The sequence below is a fragment of the Mesorhizobium sp. ORM8.1 genome (assembly GCF_053005525.2).
This window is the reverse complement of record NZ_CM132600.1, coordinates 2,214,418-2,233,877: the sequence shown is the minus strand read 5'-3', so window position 1 is coordinate 2,233,877 and position 19,460 is coordinate 2,214,418. Positions and strand designations below refer to the sequence as shown.

General features: G+C 60.9%; 17 protein-coding genes and 2 pseudogenes. 9 read left to right on the top strand and 10 right to left on the bottom strand.

The window, feature by feature from the left end; all coding sequences use genetic code 11:
* Window positions 1-373 precede the first annotated feature (373 nt).
* On the bottom strand, window positions 374-934 hold the full coding sequence (locus tag ACVDG8_RS11520) for a YdeI/OmpD-associated family protein (RefSeq protein WP_447254827.1): 561 nt from the start codon (window positions 932-934) through the stop codon (window positions 374-376).
* Between the two features lie 501 nt (window positions 935-1,435).
* Here ACVDG8_RS11520 and ACVDG8_RS11515 point away from each other — a divergent pair.
* Both ACVDG8_RS11515 and ACVDG8_RS11510 read left to right on the top strand, forming a co-directional pair.
* The gene (locus tag ACVDG8_RS11515) at window positions 1,436-1,699 is read left to right on the top strand and encodes a hypothetical protein (RefSeq protein ID WP_455707692.1); all 264 of its coding nucleotides are present in this window, start codon (window positions 1,436-1,438) and stop codon (window positions 1,697-1,699) included.
* A 12-nt stretch (window positions 1,700-1,711) separates the two neighbouring features.
* Window positions 1,712-1,900, top strand: a complete 189-nt coding sequence (locus tag ACVDG8_RS11510) for a helix-turn-helix transcriptional regulator (protein WP_447254825.1) — start codon at window positions 1,712-1,714, stop codon at window positions 1,898-1,900.
* A 1,007-nt stretch (window positions 1,901-2,907) separates the two neighbouring features.
* Here ACVDG8_RS11510 and ACVDG8_RS11505 read toward each other — a convergent pair.
* Window positions 2,908-3,807: a LysR family transcriptional regulator gene (locus ACVDG8_RS11505; protein ID WP_447254824.1), complete on the bottom strand. Its 900-nt coding sequence runs from the start codon at window positions 3,805-3,807 to the stop codon at window positions 2,908-2,910.
* A gap of 103 nt (window positions 3,808-3,910) precedes the next feature.
* Here ACVDG8_RS11505 and ACVDG8_RS11500 point away from each other — a divergent pair, with 103 nt between their 5' ends.
* The gene (locus ACVDG8_RS11500; RefSeq protein WP_447254823.1) at window positions 3,911-4,726 is read left to right on the top strand and encodes an alpha/beta fold hydrolase; all 816 of its coding nucleotides are present in this window, start codon (window positions 3,911-3,913) and stop codon (window positions 4,724-4,726) included.
* A 158-nt stretch (window positions 4,727-4,884) separates the two neighbouring features.
* Window positions 4,885-5,334, top strand: coding sequence for a hypothetical protein (locus ACVDG8_RS11495; protein ID WP_447254822.1), 450 nt, complete (start codon window positions 4,885-4,887; stop codon window positions 5,332-5,334).
* Window positions 5,335-5,473: 139 nt separating this feature from the next.
* Here the strand turns inward: ACVDG8_RS11495 and ACVDG8_RS11490 are convergent, their stop codons facing one another.
* From ACVDG8_RS11490 to ACVDG8_RS11480, 3 genes and pseudogenes are all read right to left on the bottom strand, one after another.
* Window positions 5,474-6,295 carry an alpha/beta hydrolase gene (locus ACVDG8_RS11490; RefSeq protein ID WP_447254821.1) on the bottom strand — a complete coding sequence of 274 codons (822 nt, stop codon included), beginning with the start codon at window positions 6,293-6,295 and terminating at the stop codon, window positions 5,474-5,476.
* 11 nt (window positions 6,296-6,306) lie between these two features.
* Window positions 6,307-7,788 (bottom strand): NAD-dependent succinate-semialdehyde dehydrogenase, encoded by a 1,482-nt coding sequence (locus ACVDG8_RS11485; protein WP_447254820.1) that lies wholly within the window; start codon window positions 7,786-7,788, stop codon window positions 6,307-6,309.
* A 16-nt stretch (window positions 7,789-7,804) separates the two neighbouring features.
* Window positions 7,805-9,030 (bottom strand): annotated as a pseudogene (locus tag ACVDG8_RS11480) (iron-containing alcohol dehydrogenase).
* Window positions 9,031-9,209: 179 nt separating this feature from the next.
* On the opposite strand from ACVDG8_RS11480, the gene ACVDG8_RS11475 reads away from it, so the two are divergent.
* The 5 genes and pseudogenes from ACVDG8_RS11475 (at window position 9,210) to ACVDG8_RS11455 (ending at window position 14,168) form a co-directional block, all read left to right on the top strand.
* A complete protein-coding gene (locus tag ACVDG8_RS11475) occupies window positions 9,210-9,911 on the top strand; it encodes a GntR family transcriptional regulator (protein ID WP_447254818.1) in 702 nt (233 codons plus the stop codon).
* A gap of 11 nt (window positions 9,912-9,922) precedes the next feature.
* Complete coding sequence (locus tag ACVDG8_RS11470) at window positions 9,923-11,515, top strand: sugar ABC transporter ATP-binding protein (RefSeq protein ID WP_447254817.1); 1,593 nt, start codon at window positions 9,923-9,925, stop codon at window positions 11,513-11,515.
* Window positions 11,503-12,501: an ABC transporter permease gene (locus ACVDG8_RS11465; RefSeq protein ID WP_447254816.1), complete on the top strand. Its 999-nt coding sequence runs from the start codon at window positions 11,503-11,505 to the stop codon at window positions 12,499-12,501. The genes ACVDG8_RS11470 and ACVDG8_RS11465 overlap by 13 nt, the downstream gene beginning before the upstream one ends.
* Window positions 12,502-12,555: 54 nt before the next feature.
* A complete protein-coding gene (locus tag ACVDG8_RS11460; protein WP_447254815.1) occupies window positions 12,556-13,506 on the top strand; it encodes a substrate-binding domain-containing protein in 951 nt (316 codons plus the stop codon).
* A 70-nt stretch (window positions 13,507-13,576) separates the two neighbouring features.
* A pseudogene (locus ACVDG8_RS11455) lies at window positions 13,577-14,168 on the top strand (DJ-1/PfpI family protein).
* A 223-nt stretch (window positions 14,169-14,391) separates the two neighbouring features.
* Here ACVDG8_RS11455 and ACVDG8_RS11450 read toward each other — a convergent pair.
* From ACVDG8_RS11450 to ACVDG8_RS11430, 5 genes are all read right to left on the bottom strand, one after another.
* Entirely contained in the window at window positions 14,392-15,138 is a 747-nt protein-coding gene (locus ACVDG8_RS11450; protein ID WP_447254813.1) for a ribonuclease activity regulator RraA, read from the bottom strand.
* A 24-nt stretch (window positions 15,139-15,162) separates the two neighbouring features.
* A complete protein-coding gene (locus ACVDG8_RS11445; protein ID WP_447254812.1) occupies window positions 15,163-16,326 on the bottom strand; it encodes a mandelate racemase/muconate lactonizing enzyme family protein in 1,164 nt (387 codons plus the stop codon).
* A 32-nt stretch (window positions 16,327-16,358) separates the two neighbouring features.
* Complete coding sequence (locus tag ACVDG8_RS11440; protein ID WP_447254811.1) at window positions 16,359-17,456, bottom strand: ABC transporter ATP-binding protein; 1,098 nt, start codon at window positions 17,454-17,456, stop codon at window positions 16,359-16,361.
* Between the two features lie 124 nt (window positions 17,457-17,580).
* Window positions 17,581-18,471, bottom strand: coding sequence for a carbohydrate ABC transporter permease (locus ACVDG8_RS11435; RefSeq protein ID WP_447254810.1), 891 nt, complete (start codon window positions 18,469-18,471; stop codon window positions 17,581-17,583).
* Entirely contained in the window at window positions 18,468-19,415 is a 948-nt protein-coding gene (locus tag ACVDG8_RS11430) for a carbohydrate ABC transporter permease (protein WP_447254809.1), read from the bottom strand. The genes ACVDG8_RS11435 and ACVDG8_RS11430 overlap by 4 nt, the downstream gene beginning before the upstream one ends.
* Window positions 19,416-19,460: the final 45 nt, after the last annotated feature.

Here is a 19,460-nt window from a genome sequence, read left to right as displayed (position 1 = left end):
TGCGATGAGAACAAGGATCAGCGCCCCGGCTACCACTCGCAATGCGGCGCCCCGGTCCGCAGTTATGGCTGCGAAGGCGCTACCGGAAACGATGCAGTCAAAAGGATGCATGCCGCGACAGCGACTACATTGTTGTAGCCTTTTCAACAGCGTAAGAATCCGACGGTATTTGGGACGGTATTATAGAAATCAGTGAGCGAAATTTGGGGGAAAAATCAGTGTGTTGAACTTGCGGTTGATCATCGAGTGGGAGTGACGGGGGAGTAGAACGGGCTAATTTCGGATAGTGCGGGATAGGATTGCGGAGCGAGATCAACCGAACGTTTTCGATCGTCGCTGATCATCTCTCTGTACGCATCCACAGTTTCATAATCTATCGCCGCTCCAGGAACCCTCGTCCTTCGAAGATCGCAGGCATTGCCTTCTCGATCCGCGCGGTCCGCGTCCGAGACTGCTTCGCGCCGGCGAAGTGAAACAGGTATCCCCTTTGCCGACCCGGCGTCAGCGCCTCGAACGCGCGCTTGAACCGCGGATCGCTGCGGAACTTCTCCTTCAACTCCTCAGGTACGGGAAACTCCGGGGGCTTCGTCTCGACCTTCATTCCGGCCTTCTCGGCCGCCACGGCCTCGCCCACGTAGGCCTTGATGGTGGCCGCCTTCGTCGCAATCTCCTTGGCGCTGATGAACTTCATCACCCGCGCTGCCTGAACCTGCCCGAGCTGCACCAGCAGCTTCTTCGGGTCCTTCAGCAGCGCACCCTGAAAGAACCCCAACGCGCAATATTCTTTGAAGCCCTGAATGATGACGACGTTTTTTCCATCCATTGTGTAGCAGGGCTTTCCCCACTTGCACTCCTCTCTTAAGTCGAACCCAGACAAGATCCTTTGCAGCTCGGCAATCTCAGCCTGCCACCGCTCTCGATACGCCATCTCCATGCTGCACCTCCGTTGTTGCAAGTTGCCGTGAGGCTGACAATCGTTCGAGGGTAGCTTATGTCGAAAATTGGCCGATCCTATCGTCGAAATTCGTGTTTGAAGAGCTCAATGCTGACGGATTAGCGAGACGGCTCTTTCTCGTGCGCGGACTTCGATAGCTTCGGAAAGTCGCCGATCACGCAGGAGACGTTGGGGACAAATGAACGCCTCGCCGTGCCGAAGCCCTGGGAAGGCCGTTGCGCGCCGATACATGTCAAGCAAACTTGACACTCACCGCTGGCTATGACAAGTTTGCTTGACATATAGGAGTATCCAGCTCATGCCTAGCCACCGACAAGTCGCGTTCATCGGATCCCTTGCGGTCGCCGTTATCGGCGCGGTCGTCATCTGGTTCGGCGCAGCCGCCATCATACTGGCCGTCTTCAACCACGATGTGCAGGCCGCGGCGCCTTGGCTGGCGTTGGCCAAGTTCGCGAGCCTGGCGTGGGCGGCGGCAATAGGATGGATGATCACCTGGCCCCGGCTCGACGAGAGGAAAAGGAAGCGCGCAAGCTCTCTTGGTTCATCGGGTCCACCGCAGCCATCCTGCTGACCGCGCCGATCATGCTGCTGTGGCTGGTGAACGGCGGAGCGTTCCTCGCTGAGCTTATGGGTCGCCGCGGCACGCCCGGCGTCTACTTTGCGCTGGGATGGGTCGGACTCGTCTTCGCCCAGCTGCTCTCCACCTTGATTGCCCGGGCCGGGTGGTGGGCGGCAAAGCGCTAGAGGCGCCTGCCCATGAAGAACCGACTGAAGGAGCTGCGCGCCGAACGCGGGTGGAGCCAGGCAGAGCTGGCCGAGCGCCTCGACGTCTCGCGCCAGACCGTCAACTCCATCGAGACCGGCAAATACGACCCCAGCCTGCCGCTCGCCTTCAAGATCGCGCGCCTTTTTGGCCAGTCGATCGAGGCGATCTTCGAGGACTGATGAGGCCGGCAACGGCAGATCTGTTTTGAAGGAGCAACCCGTTTTGAAGGATGCGATCGTCGCTGACGGCATTTTCCGCGAAGATATTCTGGTCGCTCTTTGCAGTCGACGTGGAAAATCGGCCAATCGATGCCGATAGTCGCTGAAACCGAGCAAATCGCATATCGTCCAAATTCTTCTTCAAAAATCAGGAGCGCAAATTTCCGACGGATCGGGCGCACGGTGTTTCATGGCCTGCGGAAAAAATTTTCGTCGACAGATCAAGGCGTTACCATGCCTTGGAACGATCGAGTGGGCGTGAGGGGTTAGCGTAGTTTGGCGTGCTCCGGCGTAGTTTTTCGCAGAAAAACAATGATTTGCGGAATACCGGATTTACTGAAGCCGACTGCCTAAGTCACCGATTTTATGATTTGTGCAAACGAGAGTCGCGCTGGACGCAAAAGGTTGGCAGATCAATGCGACGGTACTTTTCACACTCGATCCGACCCCCGAGAAAAGTTCCGTTACCGGTTTCCGCGCGAACGGTACTTTGGCGCGTTTCAGCGTCCCGCCAAGACCACGGCATCAGGATGTGAGGCCGACTGTCCAGCCGCGGCGGCGCTTGGTCTGCGCAGCATACTAGCCCGCTGGTTGCTCAAGCCGCTCGCCGCCTGGCGCGCCGGGCTGCGCCTGTTCAGAGGCGGGTGCTTTCGATCACTTCCACCAGACAGTCGCCCGCTTGCGTACCGGGGATGCCTAAATCCCGCACACTGTCCATATGGTGCCGATCGCGCAGACAAAGCTCGCATTGATGGCTTTGCAAAAGACCATCAGGTAAGCGGTTCCGACATGGGGTCTTTTTCCCGGAGATCAGGTATCGGCGGAACGATACAAATCCTCGAATAACAGGCGTCGGGATCCGAGGTTCCGTATCAAGGCTGGAGGCAAGACAGCCCGGCGAGGACTTTTAACGGGACACTGCCGAGACTATTCAGGGCTCAATGTTCCGCATTAGAGTTTTTCGATAATTAAGAGCTTTCCCTCACATAAGCAGTAAGACCTTCCGCGAGATGGTCGAAGAGCAAGCGTATGCGGCGAGTCGCTTTCGCATCCTCGTGCATCACGAGCCACATCTCGCGCGTGAATGTGAAACTCTTTTCCAAGATGCGGATCAGATTGGCGTCTCGGCGCGCCGTGTTCAGATGAAGTGAACCGATGCCGATCCCCGCGCGAAGAGCTGCCACCTGCATGGGAGTGCTGTCGCATCGAAAGCCGAACTGAGCGCGGCTCGGCGGAGGGGCGCCGCCGTCAGCGGAGCGCACAATGTACTGGTCTTGGTCGAAGCCGACGAGACGATGGCCGCTGATATCGGCCGGTGTTTTGGGCATGCCGAATGCGGCGACGTAGCTGCGATGGGCGAATAGCCCGAGTTTCACCACTCCGATGCGGCGCGCGAGCAAGGCCTGCTGAGTCGGACGAACCATGCGAACGGCGATATCCGCATCTCCACGCAAGACGTCTTCATTCCGATTGGAGAGTTTGAGTTCGAGCACGATGCCTGGATATCGTTGGCAGAAAGGACTCAAAATATCCGGCAAAACCTCATGACCGATGAGTTCGGCGGCGGTGAGCCGGACAATGCCGCGCTCATCGCGCCTTCCGCCGGACGAAGCGCGCTGCAAGGCGCCGGCCGCGGCCGCCATGGCTTCGGCGCCAGGAAGAAGCACGCGCGCAGCTTCAGTCGGCGCCAGGCCGCCCGGCAAGCGTGTGAACAGGCGCACTCCGATGGCAGTTTCAAGCACTTCGATGTGCCGGCTGGCGGTGGGTTGGCTGATGCCGATTTCTCGGGCGGCCCTGGAAAAGCTGCCCTCACGAAACACCGCCAGGAAAGTGCGGTAGAGATCCCAGGAAAGGCCAGGTTTGTCCATTCATATATGAATAGCTGTTTGGCAAATTTATGCAATTTATTTTGTCGGTGCATTCTGATGTCCTCATGCGAGACAACCTCACATCGAAATGGAAACCTTGCATATGGACAAACAGATACCCGACACCATGACGGCGACCGCCGACGGATCGCCGATGCAATTGATCAGAATGGGCCAGCGCGAGCTCGCATTCGCATGTTCCGGCCAAGGTTCGCCCGTTGTTGTGCTTGAAACAGGACTGGGCGCAGAGAGCGCCGAGTGGGAAACTGTGGAGCGCGCTGTAGCCGGCTTCGCTCGCGTTTTTCGCTACGACCGAGCGGGACGTGGCATGAGCGCTCCAGCGCCCACGCCACGCGACGCGGATATGATTGTCGACGAGCTACATGGACTGCTTCGCGCAGTCGGTCTTCCAGGGCCTTATCTGCTGGTTGGTCAATCGCTCGGCGGTTTGTTGATGCGGGTGTTCGCGCAAAGATACCGGGCGGAAGTTGCCGGCCTTGTGCTCGTCGATTCTATGCACGAGGACCAATTCGATGTGTTCGGTCCCACCTTTCCGCCGCCGACTCCATCCGATCCGCCGGCCCTGGAGGGGATGCGACAATTCTGGACCGGCGGCTGGAAAAGGTCGGACTCGACAGTTGAACGGATCGACTTGGTCGAAGCCATCCGGCAGGGCCGCGAGGTCGGGTCCTTGGGTGATCTCCCCTTGCACGTCATCACGGCAGGTTGCTTCCTGCACATGCCGTTCGTGCCGCCGGCCCGTCGCGAAACGCTACAGGGGCTTTGGGAAGGATTGCAGAGACGTTTCTTGCGATTATCCTCCCAAGGGACCCAGACCTTCGTAAGAACCAGCGGCCATTTCGTTCAACGTGACGATCCTCGGGCAGTCATAGAAGCGATCCGACGCATAAGGTGCTGAAAATTGGACTAGGGTTCGGGACAGTTACCACGAACCCGGACGCGTCTTACGTCGGCATCGCTCGTTCCCAACCCCGATCCCACCTTGTTTCGACATGGTTCGACTGTGGGGCGCCGATGTTCCGCCCACAACATCGATCAAATCAATGAGATATAAAGATGAGAAAACTCGTTCTCGGAACAGCCGTCTTGCTTGGCGTCGGAGCCAGCGTGAACGGAGTATTCATGCTCACCTTACCAGTGGATTGGTATTTCATGGTGCCGGGCGTCACCACGACCGGTCCTTTCAACCAGCATTTCGTCCGTGACATCGGCCTCGTCTTCCTCTTTGTCGGAACGGCGTTTCTGATCGGCGTCGCACGCCCGCGACTTCGCCTGTCTCTGTGGGCCGCGCCCACGCTCTGGGTATGGGGGCATGTGCTGTTTCACTTCTGGGAGGTCGCCGTCGGCATTTGCGGCCCGTCGGCGCTCGCACGTGACTTCCCCGCAGTCACGTTGCCCGCAATCCTCGGCACGGCCGTGACCTTCTGGGCAGCAAAGGACAGCTACGCGCCAAGCAGGGAAGCCGCCAGGTTCGTACCTCCGCAGCTCCAAACATCGACCGATTGATGCCGGTTGGCTTTCGTTCGCCTGTGAACGTTTTTCCGTCTGGATTGCGTAAAAACAAGGAGATAGAGCAGTTTGCCGTTTCCGTGAAACGGTGAAACGCTCTAGGAGGTAACGTCGATAGTCGCCCTCCGGCTCGCAATCAGAGGTGGGTGCTTTCGATCACTTCCACCAGACAGTCGCCCGCTTGCGTACCGGGGATGCCTAAATCCCGCACACTGTCCATATGGTGCCGATCGTGCAGATACGCCTCGATGACAATGAGCCCCCGCGCACGCAGTTGAGCCGCAAAATCGGCCGCTTGCTGGTGAAAAGGTGGCGTTTCCTGATCCCCGACCAGAATGGTCACTGCCGTCTCCGGTGCATGCTGCCGTGACATTGGTGTAAAGGCGGCTGTCTCCACATCGGTGATCCCGATTAGTGGCTCGAGGAAGGACGTTTGAAGCGGCTTCAGATCGTAGAGACCACCCAGCAGCAGCGCTGCATGGATGCGCGCCGGTGTTGGTGTTTCGAACAGGAATGTAGCCAGATGCGCCCCGGCGGAATGGCCGCTGAGGCTTATCCGGCCGGGATCGCCGCCATAGCTGGCGATGTTGTCCAGCACCCATTGTTTGGCACGCCGGACCTGTTCCACGATCGCCGCCATCCTGACCCCAGGCATCAGCGCATAGTCGACGATCACCGCAATCGCGCCAGCCTTGGTCGCGGTATCGGCGATATAGGAATAGTCGGCTTTGGAGAACATGCGCCAGTAGCCGCCATGGATGAAGATATGAACCGGAAGATTGCCGCCCCGGCCTGGCGGAAAGAACAAGTCGAGCTTCTCGGCAGGGTGTTCGCCATAGGCGAGATCGCCCGCCATGGCCAGCGTCGCCCGGGTCGTGGCGCTGCGCGCCACGATATCGGCCACGATGTCATCGAAATCGGCAACGTGGTCGCGGGTGCGGAAGGGATCTTTCTGCATGGAGTGCCCGATCAGAAGGTCACGGCGATATATTTCGCCTCCATGAATTCGGCGATGCCGTGATGCTGGCCGCCTTCGCGGCCAAGGCCGCTCTGCTTGACGCCGCCGAAGGGCGCCGCCGGATCGGACATCATTCCTCGGTTGAGGCCGATCATACCGGCCTCTATTCCCGAAGCCACGCGCATGCCGCGCCCCACGTCGCGCGTATAGATATAGGCGGCAAGGCCATATTCCGTGTCATTGGCATATGCGATGGCCTCCTCCTCGGTTTCGAACCTGGTGATGGGCGCTACCGGCCCGAAGATCTCCTCGTGCGCCATGTCAGCTTCGGGCGATACCTCCGACAGCACCGTCGGCGGATAGAAAAAGCCTTCGCCGTCAGAAGTCGAGCCGCCGCAAAGCACCTTGGCTCCTCGCGACACCGCGTCTTTAACGAGACGGTCGATTTTGTCCACGGCCTTTTTCGTGATCATCGGGCCGCATTCGGTATCGGCATTGGTGCCGGCTCCCACCTTGAGCGCCGCCATGCGCTTGCGGAGCCCGTCGGCAAAGGCATCATGAATGCGCGACTGCACATAGAGACGGTTGGCGGCGGTGCAGGCTTCGCCGGCATTGCGCATCTTCGCAATCATCGCGCCGTCAAGAGCGGCTTCGAGATCGGCATCGTCGAACACGACGAACGGCGCATTGCCGCCGAGCTCCATCGAACAGGAGATCACGTGCCTGGCAGCCTCGCCGAGCAAGGTTCGGCCAACACCGGTCGAGCCGGTGAAGGAAAGCTTCCTGACGCGCGGATCGGCCAGCATGACCGAGGTCAATGGGCCGGGATTGGTCGTGGTGAGCACATTGACGACACCGGCCGGCACGCCCGCGTCGCTGTAGAGCGCTGCCAACGCGAAGGCCGTCAGCGGCGTTTCGCTGGCCGGCTTCAGGATGACCGTGCAGCCCGCTGCCAGCGCCGGTGCGATCTTTCGCGTCGCCATCGCGGCCGGGAAATTCCACGGCGTGATCAAGACGCAGATGCCAATCGGCTCATAGTCGACCACGATGCGGTTGGTGCCTGACGGCGCGGTGCCGAATTCGCCGGTGATGCGAACCGCTTCCTCCGCATTCCAGCGGAAGAACTCGGCCGCGTACGCCACTTCACCGCGCGCGTCGCGCAGCGCCTTGCCGTTCTCCAGCGAGATCAGCATTGCAAGCGTTTCCGACCGTTCGACCATCAGTTCGAAACAGCGCCTGAGAATTTCCGAGCGTTTGCGCGGCGCCGTCTCCCGCCATCCTTTGGCCGCCTTGGCTGCGGCCTCGACAGCAGCGCTGGCATCCTCGATCGTCGCATCCGGAACTGCGGCGATCACCGCCCCTGAAGAGGGATCGACGACATCGATGAGCCGGCCATCCGAAGACCGTCGCCAGATGCCGCCGATATAGAGCCCGTGCGAAAAGCCACGCACGTCGTAGCCGTCCTGGTCGAGTTGCTCAGCGTTCAAGTTCATCATCTTGTTCCGTCGTTCACATTGCGCAGGCGGCGAGGTCGCCGTCATGGGCCGCTTGGACAAGGCGCCGCATGGCGGCGAGATCGAAGGGGCGCGGGTTGTTCTTGATGAGGCGGTCGATGCCGAGCGCTTGCTCGGCGGTCCAGTCGAGCTTATCGGCGGGAAGGCCGAGATCCGCCAGCGTTGGCGTGATGCCGATCGCTGCGAACAACCGCCTGATCTCCCCGATTGTGGCCGCGGCCATCTCGGTCGCGCTTCGCCCTTGGCCTCCAGGCCGAGTGCTGCGCCGATCTCGGCCATTTCGGCTGATGCCACGCGGCTGTTGTAGGTCATGACGTAGGGCATCATTGTCGCAACGCCGAGTCCGTGCGCGGTATGCGTTAGTGCGCCGGCCGGATATTGCACGGCATGGGCCGCCGCCGTTCCGGCGGTGCCGAACGCGCAACCCGCTGCCAGCGCGCCCATCATGACATCGGCACGCGCGTCGGCGTCGCTACCGTCGCTGCAGGCTTTCTCCAGGCTCCGACCAAGCAGCTTGATCGCCAGCAACGCGAAATGGTCGGTCAGCGCGGTCTTTCCAATGAAGACGTGTTGTTGCGGCAGGTTGGGGTCTTCTCCGCGCCGCATGGCGGTGTAGGCCTCGATGGCATGCGTCAAGGCGTCGGCGCCGGCGATCGCGGTCAGGCCGGGCGGGCAGGTCACCGTCAGTTCAGGATCGCAGACGGCGACAGCGGCGATAAGACAGGGGCTCGATATGCCGACTTTAAGCGTCCGGTCTGGATCGGAAATCACCGCGACCGGCGTCACTTCGGAACCGGTGCCGGCCGTGGTGGGTACAGCGATAAGCGGCAGCGTCGGGCCCGGGACCTTGAACTCACCGTAATAGTCCTGGAGCTTGCCGCCATGGCTGAGCAGCAAGCTGGCGCATTTTGCGAAATCGAGACAACTGCCACCGCCGATGCCGATCACCATGTCCGGCTTGAACCCCTTCGCTTCCTCGACGCAGATGCCGACCGTGTCGCGTGGTACGTCGGGCAGCACACGGTCATGCACAAGCACCTCGATCGAGCCTGACTGAAGGGACTTGATGATCTCCGCGAACGCCGACGTGCCGGCGAAACGCTCGTCGGTGCAGACCAGCGCGCGCCGGCCGAACCGGGCGGCGACCGTCGGCAGCACATGGCGCTGCCCCTTCCCAAACAGGATTTCACGCGGCAACCGCAAGGCGGCGAAGAGGGTCATGATGATCGGATCCTTGACGGCGGCTGAACTGGAAATAACGGGGTTAACTCGGTCTGGATCGGTCAGTCCGCGAGGACATCTCTCGCATCCAAAACATATCCGCTTTAAAATCGTATAGGATATAGTATTGCATCGGCCGGAGCATCGTGTTAGCAGTCCTCACTGTCAAGAGGCAAAAGATGCAGACCGCAAACTTACCCGATACGAGTGATGTCAGCCTTGGCGCCGGTCGCATCCAGCGCGCCAATAGCCTCGTCGAAGATGTCTATGAGGCCATCTTCGCGCAGTTGATGGCGTTGAAGATCGCGCCAGGCTCGCGCATTACCGTCGACAGCCTGGTCAAGGAATTCAACGTCTCCCACACGCCGATCCGCGAAGCCCTCGGCCGGCTCGAAGGCGAAGGCCTTGTGCTCAAGACGCATCTGATCGGCTATCGTGCGGCGCCCCAGATCACCCGGCGCCGTTTCGACGAATTGTACGAGATGCGCTTGCTGCTTGAACCGCACGGCGCGGCAAAAGCCGCCGCGGCCATGGACGAGAACAAGCTCAACCTGTTGCTCGAAGCCGCCGGCGTGATGTCGCGCCGCGAAGGCAAGGACGACCGCGTGCGCTATTCGAACTTCGCCAGGCAGGACGCGATCTTCCACGACAAGATCATGGAGTTCTCCCAAAACGAACTTATCCGCGAGACGTTGAGCCACCAGCACACGCACTTCCATATCTTCCGCCTGATGTTCCATGCGCGCGTGACCGAGGAGGCGCTCGACGAACACGAGGCGATCCTGGCCGCGTTCGGCGCGGCCGATCCCGATGCCGCCGAAAAGGCGATGCGCATCCACATAGAACACTCACGCGATCGCCTGCTGCCGGCATTCGATTGAGGTCGCAACTCATGTCCATTGCCGCCAATATCGCCGGGGAAGGCGGGAGCACGTTGTCCAGCGATGCGCATGGTTCGCTAGAACCGGTGCTGCGCGCCCAGGGCTTGTCCAAGCAATACGGCGCCGTGACGGTGTTGTCGGACGTCACGCTCGACGTCCTGCCCGGCGAGATCCACGCTATCATCGGCGAGAACGGCGCCGGCAAGTCGACACTGATGCGGCTGCTTTCCGGTTATGTCGAGCCGACGAGCGGCACCTTGTCGATGTCCGGCCAGCCGGTGAAGTTCGCCAAGCCCGACCAGGCGCAGAATGCCGGCATCGCGCTGGTGCATCAGGAAATCCTGCTCGCCGAGGCGCTTACGGTGACCGACAATCTGTTTCTCGGGCGCGAGCTTTCGCGCGGTCCTGTCGTGGACGACCGCACCATGCGGCGGCTGGCTGCCGAGAAACTGGCGCAGATCGGCTGCGCGGTCTCGCCGACGGCACTGGTGCGCGATATCTCGCTGGCCGATCGGCAGATGGTGCAGATCGCCCGCGCGCTGCTTGACGACCACAAGGTGGTGATCCTCGACGAGCCGACCGCCGTGCTGACCGGCGGGGAAGTCGAGCGGCTGCTGGAGATCGTCCTGCAGCTGAAGGCCCACGGCACCGCCGTGCTCTATATCAGCCATCGGCTGGACGAGGTGCAACGGGTCGCCGACAAGGTCACCGTGCTGCGCGACGGCAAGATGGTCGGCACCTATCCCGGCAAGACGCTAAGCCAGATGGACATGGCACGGCTCATGGTCGGCCGCGAACTGGCAGCGCTCTATCCCGAAAAAACCACGGCGCGTTCCGATGTGCCGATGCTGAGCGTCAGCAACGCCACCGTTCCGGGCTATGCAGAGGACGTGTCGTTCACGGTCCATAAGGGCGAGATCCTTGGGTTTGCCGGCATGATCGGCGCTGGCCGCACTGAACTCTTCGAGGGCATCATTGGGTTGCGTCCGGCAACCGCGACGGTCGAGCTCGAGGGCAAGCCGGTCCATTTCCAGTCGCAACGCGCGGCTATCGACGCCGGTGTCGGCTACCTGACCGAGGATCGCAAGGGCAAGGGACTTCTGCTTCAAGAGCGCCTGGCGCCCAACCTCACGCTGTCCGCCCTCGGCATATTCCATCCTGGCCTTTCGATGGGCCGGCGCCGCGAAGCGGAAGCCCTGGAACAGGCCATCGACACCTATGACATCCGGCTGAAGAGCCTCGGCGCCAAAGCGGGTCAGCTTTCAGGCGGAAACCAGCAGAAGCTGCTGCTGGCCAAGGTGCTGCTGACCGACCCATCCGTGGTCATTATCGACGAGCCGACACGCGGCATCGACATCGCCAACAAAGCGCAGATCTACGCCTTCATCCAGGGTCTGGTGGCCAAGGGAAAGGCCTGCATCGTCATCTCTTCGGAGATGCAGGAATTGATCGGCATTTGCGACCGCATCCTGGTGATGCGGGAAGGCCGTATTACCGGTGAGCTTGCCGGCGCCGAAATGACCGAAAGCAATGTGGCGGTGCTGGCGACCAGTGGTCCCAAGCCAAAGCCAAAAGCCAAGGGATACACAGAATGGCTGTCATGACCGAATCCGCATCCAGGCGCCGCGCCCTCGATCTCAACATCAGTTGGACCGACATTGGGCCCTTCCTTGCGCTGGCGGCTCTTCTGGTGGTGGGTTACCTCATCAACCCCGACTTCCTGTCCGCCACCAACCTCGCCAACGTCGTCACCCGCAGCGCCTTCATCGCCATCATCGCGGTCGGCGCGACTTTTGTGATTTCGTCGGGTGGGCTCGATCTATCTGTCGGCTCGATGGCCGCGTTCATCACCGGCATCACCATCATGTTCATAAATGCGGTGGCGCCGCATGCCGGCATCTGGGCTATTCCCGAGGGCATGGTGGTGGCGATCCTGGTCGGCCTGCTGTGCGGGCTTGCCAACGGGCTCATCGTCACGGTCGGCAAGATCGAACCGTTCATCGCCACGCTGGGCACGATGGGGATATTTCGGGCGCTGATAACCTATCTGACCGACGGCGGGACGATACCGATCGACCGGTCGCTGCGCGAAGCCTACCGGCCGGTCTATTTCGGCACCGTCGCCGGCGTTCCGGTTCCGATCCTGATATCCGTAGCCGTGGCGGCGATCGCATCCTTCATCCTCTACAAGATGAAATACGGCCGCAAATGCGCGGCGGTCGGCGCCAATGAGGATGTCGCCCGCTATTCCGGCATCTCGGTGATCAAGACACGGACCGTCGCCTACATCGTCCAGGGCGTCTGCGTGGCGATCGCCGCGATCTGCTATGTGCCGCGCCTGGGCGCCGCAACGCCGACCACCGGGCAGCTTTGGGAACTGCAGGTCATCACAGCCGTGGTGATCGGCGGCACCGCGCTCCGCGGCGGCAAGGGCCATGTCTGGGGAACGGTCGCCGGCGCCGTCATACTGGAGCTCATCGCTAATCTCATGGTGCTGTCGGACTTCGTCTCCGAATACCTCGTTGCCGCTGTCCAGGGCGTCATCATCATCATCGCCATGCTCATCCAGCGGTTTTCGAATTCGAAATAGCGCCGCGTCCGGACCACGCGGATTAACGTTCTTGTAGGTCCAAGGGAGAAGACAATGTTCAGTAGAAAATGGATTGCGGCGGCGGCACTTGGCTCGCTGCTGCTGGCCGGCCAGGCCATGGCGCAGGACAAGAAAGTCATCGCGGTGTCGATACCGGCGGCCGATCACGGCTGGACCGCCGGCATCGTCTATCACGCGCAGGCCGCTGCCAAGGAAATCAACGCCGCATTCCCGAACGTCGAAGTGGTCGTGAAGACGTCGCCGTCGGCGGCGGAGCAGGTCAGCGCGCTTGAGGACCTGTCGGCCAGCCGCAAGCTGGATGCTCTGGTGATCCTGCCTTACAGCTCGGAAGAGCTGACCCAGCCGGTCAAGGCGATCAAGGACATGGGCACGTTCATCACCGTCGTCGATCGCGGTTTGACCGACGCGTCGATCCAGGATCTTTACCTCGCCGGCGACAACATCGCGGTCGGCACCAACACCGCCAAGTTCATGATCGACAAGCTCGGCGGCAAGGGCGACGTGGTTGTGCTGCGCGGCATTCCGACCGTCATCGACGACGAGCGCATCAAGGGCTTCCAGGACACGATCAAGGGCACGAACCTGAAAGTCCTCGACATCCAGTACGCTCATTGGAACAGCGACGAAGCCTTCAAGCTGATGCAGGACTATTTGGCCAAGTACCCGCACATCGATGCGGTGTGGGCCAATGACGACGACATGCTGCTTGGCGTGATCGAGGCGGTCAAGCAATCGGGCCGGGCCGACATCAAGCTGGCGCTGGGCGGCAATGGCATGAAGGACATCGTCAAGAAAGTGATCGACGGCGACGCCATGACGCCGGTCGAGACGCCATATCCGCCGTCGATGATCAAGACCGCGATCTACATGACCGTCGCTAATCTGGTCGGGCAGGCGCCTGTCCGCGGCGCCGTCAAACTTGACGCGCCGCTGATCACCCAGGCCAACGCCAAGGAATATTACTTCCCCGACTCTCCCTTCTAAGCTTTTCCAGAAACGAAAAGCGGGGCGCCGTGTTTGCGCCCCGCCCCTTCAATCCACAGAGGAAACGACCATGCCAGGCAAGAAAATACTGATGCTGACCGGTGAATTCACCGAGGAATATGAAATCTTCGTCTACCAGCAAGCGATGGAGGCTGTGGGCCACACCATCCACGTGGTATGCCCAGACAAGAACGCCGGAGACCTGATCAAGACCTCGCTGCACGATTTCGAGGGTGACCAGACCTACACCGAAAAGCTCGGCCACTACCAGGTGATCAACAAGACCTTCTCGGAAGCAGAGGCAGCTCGACCAGTACCATGCCGTATATTGCGCGGGCGGCCGTGGCCCGGAATACATCCGTACCGACAAGCGAGTGCAGGCGATCGTGCGCCATTTCCACGAGACCAAGAAGCCGATCTTCACGATCTGCCACGGGGTGCAGATTCTCATCGCCGTGGACGGCGTGGTGCGTGGCAAGAAGGTTGGCGCACTAGGGGCTTGCGAGCCGGAAGTGACACTCGCCGGCGGCACCTACATCGACCTATCTCCGACGGAGGCTTATGTCGACGGCACAATGGTTTCGGCCAAAGGCTGGACGGCCCTCGCTGCCTTCATCCGGGAATGCCTGAAAGTACTCGGCACGGAAATCCGGCACAGCTAGTCAGATGGGTTGGATCCAACGCTTGGTACCCGCCCGAAACCGTCCCAGACCGGTGAAAAGCGGCGTGGGAGACCTCCTCTACGAGGGCTAGCCAGGTCGCTTGCATTTCGGTTGCAGCACGTCGTGTGCAGCCGAGATGTCTGGTCTATGGAGGTTACGGCGGTCGGGGAGCGAACCAGCTGTTGAGGACGCCATGCTGTCGGGCCCGTCAGCTTCCGCCCGGCTACGTGGGTTTGCCAGGATTTGTTCTGCGCCACTCTTCGTACTCTTCGCGGGCATCGTCGTGCAGCGGGTAATAGCGTTGTAGCGGGGCGCCTTTGAGGAGCTTCTCTCGCGAGAACTCTTCCCAGTCGTGGTGCTTCTTCGCTTCTTCGATTACCTTTGCGGCCATTGCGACGGGAACCACCACGACGCCGTCATCGTCGGCAACGATAATGTCGCCGGGGATCACCGTGACACCGCCGCAGGCAATCGGAACGTTGACGGCGTTCGGATAGATGCTGGTTTGCACATGGTAGTTGGGCGTCCAGCCGCGCAGCCATAGGGGCAGATCGAGCTTCTCGACATTTGGTCGGTCGCGCATGCATCCATCGATGACGATGCCCGCGCCGCCTCTGCCCTTGAAATAGGTCGACATCATATCGCCGAAGACGCCCGAGCTCATGTCGCCGCGCGCGTCGACGACGACCACATCGCCGTCCTGCGCATGATAGAGCACGTGCCGGTGCAGTTGCGTTTCCGGATCGGCGTATTCTCCTTCGCTGAAGAGGTCCGGCCGCTGCGGCAAGAACTGCAGCGTCAGCGCCGGCCCGACGATCGACTTCCCATGGTTCTGCGCCACCGGACCGACCATGTGGGGATTGCGGAAGCCCATGTGGCCGAGAGTGCCGGCAACCGTCGCGGCGCCGATTTCCCTTAGCGCGTCGATGAGGTCTTTAGGCGGGCGGGTGATGTCGGGAGTATGCGTCATTGTTGGGCTCCGGATGAAATTGAACTACCAGTTGGTGACAGAACCATCGCGGCGCTTGAGATGAGGCGCTTCCCAGAATCGGAAGCTCTGCGCCTGGATCGCCGCCTCGTTGACCTCGACACCAAGCCCCGGCAGATCGCTGACCGGATAATCGGGGCCGTCGAGCTGTGGTTGCACGGGAAAGAACTCGGAATTGTCGAAGCCTAGCTTCCTTTCCGGCGCCCTGGTCTCGAGCCAGGCGAAGTTCGGTACCGCGGCGGCCAGATGTATGGTCGCGGCCGTGCACACCGGACCCAGCGGGTTGTGCGGCATCAGGTCGACATAATGCGCCTCGCTCCAGCCAGCGATCTTCATCGCTTCGGTGAGCCCGCCGACATTGCAGACATCGAGCCGGTTGAACTGATGGATGCCGCGTTCGATGTAGGGCAGGAACTGCCACTTGCTGGCAAACTCCTCGCCTATGGCGAACGGGATGTCAGTCATCGTGCGCAAGGATTCGTAGGCCTGCGGTGTCTCGTCGCGTATCGGCTCCTCAAGGAAATCCAGCACACCGCGGTCAAGCTTGTTGCAGAAGCTCGCCGCCTCGGCCACCGACAGCCGATGATGATAGTCGATGCCGAGCACGACCTCATCGCCCAGCGCCTCACGCGCCTTGTTCAGCATACCGGCGGTGGTGCCGATCGACTCACGCGGCTCGAAGATGTCCTTGCTGCTTTGACCGGCGGGGAAGAAGCGGATCGCCTGCCATCCCTGCGCCCGCAGTTCGCGGGCCCGTTCAATGGCGACATCGCCCTCGGCCTCGTCGCCTGTCGATGCGAAAGTGGGAATACGGTCGCGCTGCTTGCCGCCGAGCAGCTCGTAGACCGGCACCCCCAGTGCCTTGCCCTTGATATCGTGAAGGGCGATGTCGATGGCCGAAATCGCCGCCTGCAGAACGCGCCCGCCCTCGAAATACTGGCTGCGATAGACTTCTTGCCAGATCCGGCCGATCTGCATGGGGTCTCGGCCGATGAGAAACTCGCGATAGTGCTCGAGCGCGCCGGCCACGGCTTTCTCGCGACCGCTCAAGCCGCTCTCGCCCCAGCCGAAGATGCCCTGGTCGGTCTCGACCTTGACCAGCATCTGGTTGCGCGTTCCCACCCACACCGGATAGGGCTCTATCGCCGTGATCTTAAGCTTCCCGGTCATCTCGGCACTCGTTCCACACGCATCCGCCTGTCTCAGTTGGCCTCGAGCGCCATCTCCGTCTCGCCGTCGAAGAGATGGATGCGCTCCTGATCGAACTCGAGCCAGATCTGCTCGTCGGGTGTGACGGCGATGTTGGGAGACACGCTGATGTTGACGATGGCACCCGAGAGGAGCGCCTGCACGAAGGTGACGTCTCCGGTTGGTTCCACCGTGTAGGCTTTGGCCGGAATGGCGCCGGGAACGGCGCCCTTGTGCAGCTTGATCGTCGAGTGTCGCGCACCGAGCACGACCTTCCTGGTGGTCGCTTTCTGAACCTTGCGCGCGTTGGGGGGCGACAGCGCCAGGCTCCAGCCTTCAGCGCTCGTGAGAACGGTATCGCCGTTTGCCGTCGATGCCTCCAGCGGAACAAGGCTCATTGCCGGGCTGCCGACGAAGCTCGCCACGAACATGTTGGCGGGATGCGCGAAAACCTGCGCCGGCGAATCGTATTGCTGCAGATAGCCGCCGTTCATCACAGCCATCCTATCCGCCATGGTCACGGCCTCAAGCTGGTCGTGCGTCACATAGATGATCGTCGCTTTAAGATCCTGATGGAATCGCTTGATTTCGGAGCGCATCTGCACGCGCAGCTTTGCGTCGAGATTGGAGAGCGGTTCATCCATCAGGAACACGGCCGGATCTCGAACGAGGGCGCGGCCGAGCGCCACGCGCTGCTGTTGGCCGCCCGAAAGTTCGCGCGGCTTGCGTTCAAGCAGTTGCGTCATGTCGAGCACGCGCGCCGCTTCCCTGACCTTCCTGTCGATCTCGGTTTTGGGCAGCTTGCGCATCTGCAGCGGGAAGGCGAGGTTCATATAGACAGACTTTTGCGGATAGAGCGCATAGTTCTGGAACACCATTGCGATGTCGCGGTCCTTTGGGTCGAGGTCGTTGACCACCCGATCCCCGATAAGGATGTCGCCCGATGTGATCGGGATCAGCCCTGCGACAAGATTGAGCGTGGTTGTCTTGCCGCAGCCTGACGGGCCGACGAGCGCAACGAACTCACCGTCATTGACCGTCAGCGAAACGTCATTGACAGCTTTGAAGCTGCCATAGGTCTTGACGAGATCTTTGAGGACCACGTGGGCCATCGGCAAACTCCCCAGAGCATGATGCCGAAAAGTGTGAAGCGGTTTTCGGACGACATCATGCTCTATCTCCCGATTTAGAGCCGGATTCAGATTTCAGGTCGGTTCGACCTGAAATCATCCGGCTCTAGTGCTTGACCGCGCCTTCTGTCAGGGCGCGTACGAAGTATCGTTGCAGGACGAGGAACAGCACCACGACGGGCACGCTCATCATAAAGCTTGCCGCCATCAGCCCCGGAAAGTCGGTCGTATTTTCCGAGAAGAAGCGCTGGATGCCGACCGGCAATGTCAGCTGGTCATTCTTGGAGAGGAAGGTGTAGGCATAAATGTACTCGTTCCACGCGCCGATGAAGGAATAGATCGCCGTGGCGATGATTCCTGGCGCCGAGAGCGGCATCACGATCAGGATAAAGGCCTGGAGCCGCGTCGCCCCGTCGATGCGCGCCGCCTGTTCGAGCTGAACCGGGATGTTGTCGTAGAAGCCCTTGAGCAGCCAGATTGCCAGCGGCAGGCCGAAGGTCAGGTAGGTGAGGATCAGCGACCCATGCGTGTTCACCAGTCCGATCGCGCGCATCAGGATAAAGAGCGGCACGAGAAAGATCACCGCCGGGAACATGTTGCGCAGCAATACCGCGAAGAACAGGAAGTTCCGGCCCGGGAAGGTGAAGCGCGAAAACGCGTAGGCGGCGGGGACCGCCACGATCACTGAAAGGATGGTCGTGGCGGTCGAGACGTAAAGGCTGTTCCAGAAGAAGCGCAGGAAGTCGTGGCCGACGCTGTTCTGCGGGTCGAGCAGTTTTTGGTAGCTGGCGAGGGTAGGTTGGTCAGGCCACCATTGCGGTGGGAATTGCATCGCGGCAAAGCCGGATTTGATCGAGGTGAGCAGCATCCAGATCATCGGCAGCGCGGTGTAAAGCAGCATGAAGATGAGAAAGATGCGCCCCGCCCACCGCCATCCGTCGACGCGCGCACGACGGCGCCGCTGGCCTGGAGGGGCCGTCTCGGCAATCGTGCTCATGCGCTGCCATCCTTCCGCTCGTTGCCGCTTAGCGCACGCACGTAAAAGTAGCCGAGCGTCATCAGAATGAGGAACAGCAGCACCGAATAGGCTGATGCCACTCCCCAGCGCTGGCGGCCGAAGGCGAGTTCATAAATGTGGGTGATCCAGATATGCGACGCGTTCGATGGGCCGCCGCCGGTCATGATCCAGGGGATGATGAAGGAATTGAAGTTGGCCACCGCCAGCAGCAGGATCGTCACCGTCGAGACGTTTCTCAAATGCGGGAAGGTGACGTGCCAGAAGCGCTGCCACGCATTGGCTCCGTCGACTTTAGCGGCGCGCAACAACTGGTCGGGGACCGTCTGCAGGCCGGCCATCATCATGATCATGGCGAACGGAAACTCCCGCCAGATGTTGACGACGATCAGTGAGGGCAGCACCGTGCTGACGCTGTCGATGAAATTCGGCGGCCTGTCGGCCCATCCGAGCTCGACCAGCACCGCGCCGATGATGCCAAAGTCCGAGTGATAGATCCACTTCCAGATGTAAGAGGCGGCGACCGCGCTGATGACCCAGGGAATGATCAGGATGGCGCGCAGAAAACCCCGACCGACAAACTCGCGATGGAGCGCCAGCGCGCTGGCAAACCCCAGGACAAAGGAGATGAAAGTGGATCCCAGCGTCCAGATAAGGGTGTTCCAGGTGACCTTCCAGAAAACCGCGCTGCCGAGGATCGCTGTGTAATTGTCGACGCCGACGAAGATCTTGTCGCGAAGCTGCAGCCCAGGCGGCGTATTAAAAAACGACAGCTCGATCGTGTAGTAGATCGGATAGGCGATGACGATGAGCATCACGGCGATTGCAGGGAGCACATACGCGTAGTCGGCTCGATGCTCCCAGATCTTCCGCAGCAGGGGGCGCAACCTTCGCCGAGCCGCGGTCTTGCCGGTCACGATCGTCACTTTGGCTTGCTCCTGTTTTTTGGAACGAGCCGGCTGCGCTCTTGG

Bases quoted from the DNA above. Each gene is read 5' to 3' on its own strand.
- ACVDG8_RS11520 (WP_447254827.1), bottom strand. From the start codon at position 934: ATGGAGATGGCGTATCGAGAGCGGTGGCAGGCTGAGATTGCCGAGCTG.
- ACVDG8_RS11515 (WP_455707692.1), top strand. From the start codon at position 1,436: ATGGATGATCACCTGGCCCCGGCTCGACGAGAGGAAAAGGAAGCGCGC.
- ACVDG8_RS11510 (WP_447254825.1), top strand. From the start codon at position 1,712: ATGAAGAACCGACTGAAGGAGCTGCGCGCCGAACGCGGGTGGAGCCAG.
- ACVDG8_RS11505 (WP_447254824.1), bottom strand. From the start codon at position 3,807: ATGGACAAACCTGGCCTTTCCTGGGATCTCTACCGCACTTTCCTGGCG.
- ACVDG8_RS11500 (WP_447254823.1), top strand. From the start codon at position 3,911: ATGGACAAACAGATACCCGACACCATGACGGCGACCGCCGACGGATCG.
- ACVDG8_RS11495 (WP_447254822.1), top strand. From the start codon at position 4,885: ATGAGAAAACTCGTTCTCGGAACAGCCGTCTTGCTTGGCGTCGGAGCC.
- ACVDG8_RS11490 (WP_447254821.1), bottom strand. From the start codon at position 6,295: ATGCAGAAAGATCCCTTCCGCACCCGCGACCACGTTGCCGATTTCGAT.
- ACVDG8_RS11485 (WP_447254820.1), bottom strand. From the start codon at position 7,788: ATGAACTTGAACGCTGAGCAACTCGACCAGGACGGCTACGACGTGCGT.
- ACVDG8_RS11475 (WP_447254818.1), top strand. From the start codon at position 9,210: ATGCAGACCGCAAACTTACCCGATACGAGTGATGTCAGCCTTGGCGCC.
- ACVDG8_RS11470 (WP_447254817.1), top strand. From the start codon at position 9,923: ATGTCCATTGCCGCCAATATCGCCGGGGAAGGCGGGAGCACGTTGTCC.
- ACVDG8_RS11465 (WP_447254816.1), top strand. From the start codon at position 11,503: ATGGCTGTCATGACCGAATCCGCATCCAGGCGCCGCGCCCTCGATCTC.
- ACVDG8_RS11460 (WP_447254815.1), top strand. From the start codon at position 12,556: ATGTTCAGTAGAAAATGGATTGCGGCGGCGGCACTTGGCTCGCTGCTG.
- ACVDG8_RS11450 (WP_447254813.1), bottom strand. From the start codon at position 15,138: ATGACGCATACTCCCGACATCACCCGCCCGCCTAAAGACCTCATCGAC.
- ACVDG8_RS11445 (WP_447254812.1), bottom strand. From the start codon at position 16,326: ATGACCGGGAAGCTTAAGATCACGGCGATAGAGCCCTATCCGGTGTGG.
- ACVDG8_RS11440 (WP_447254811.1), bottom strand. From the start codon at position 17,456: ATGGCCCACGTGGTCCTCAAAGATCTCGTCAAGACCTATGGCAGCTTC.
- ACVDG8_RS11435 (WP_447254810.1), bottom strand. From the start codon at position 18,471: ATGAGCACGATTGCCGAGACGGCCCCTCCAGGCCAGCGGCGCCGTCGT.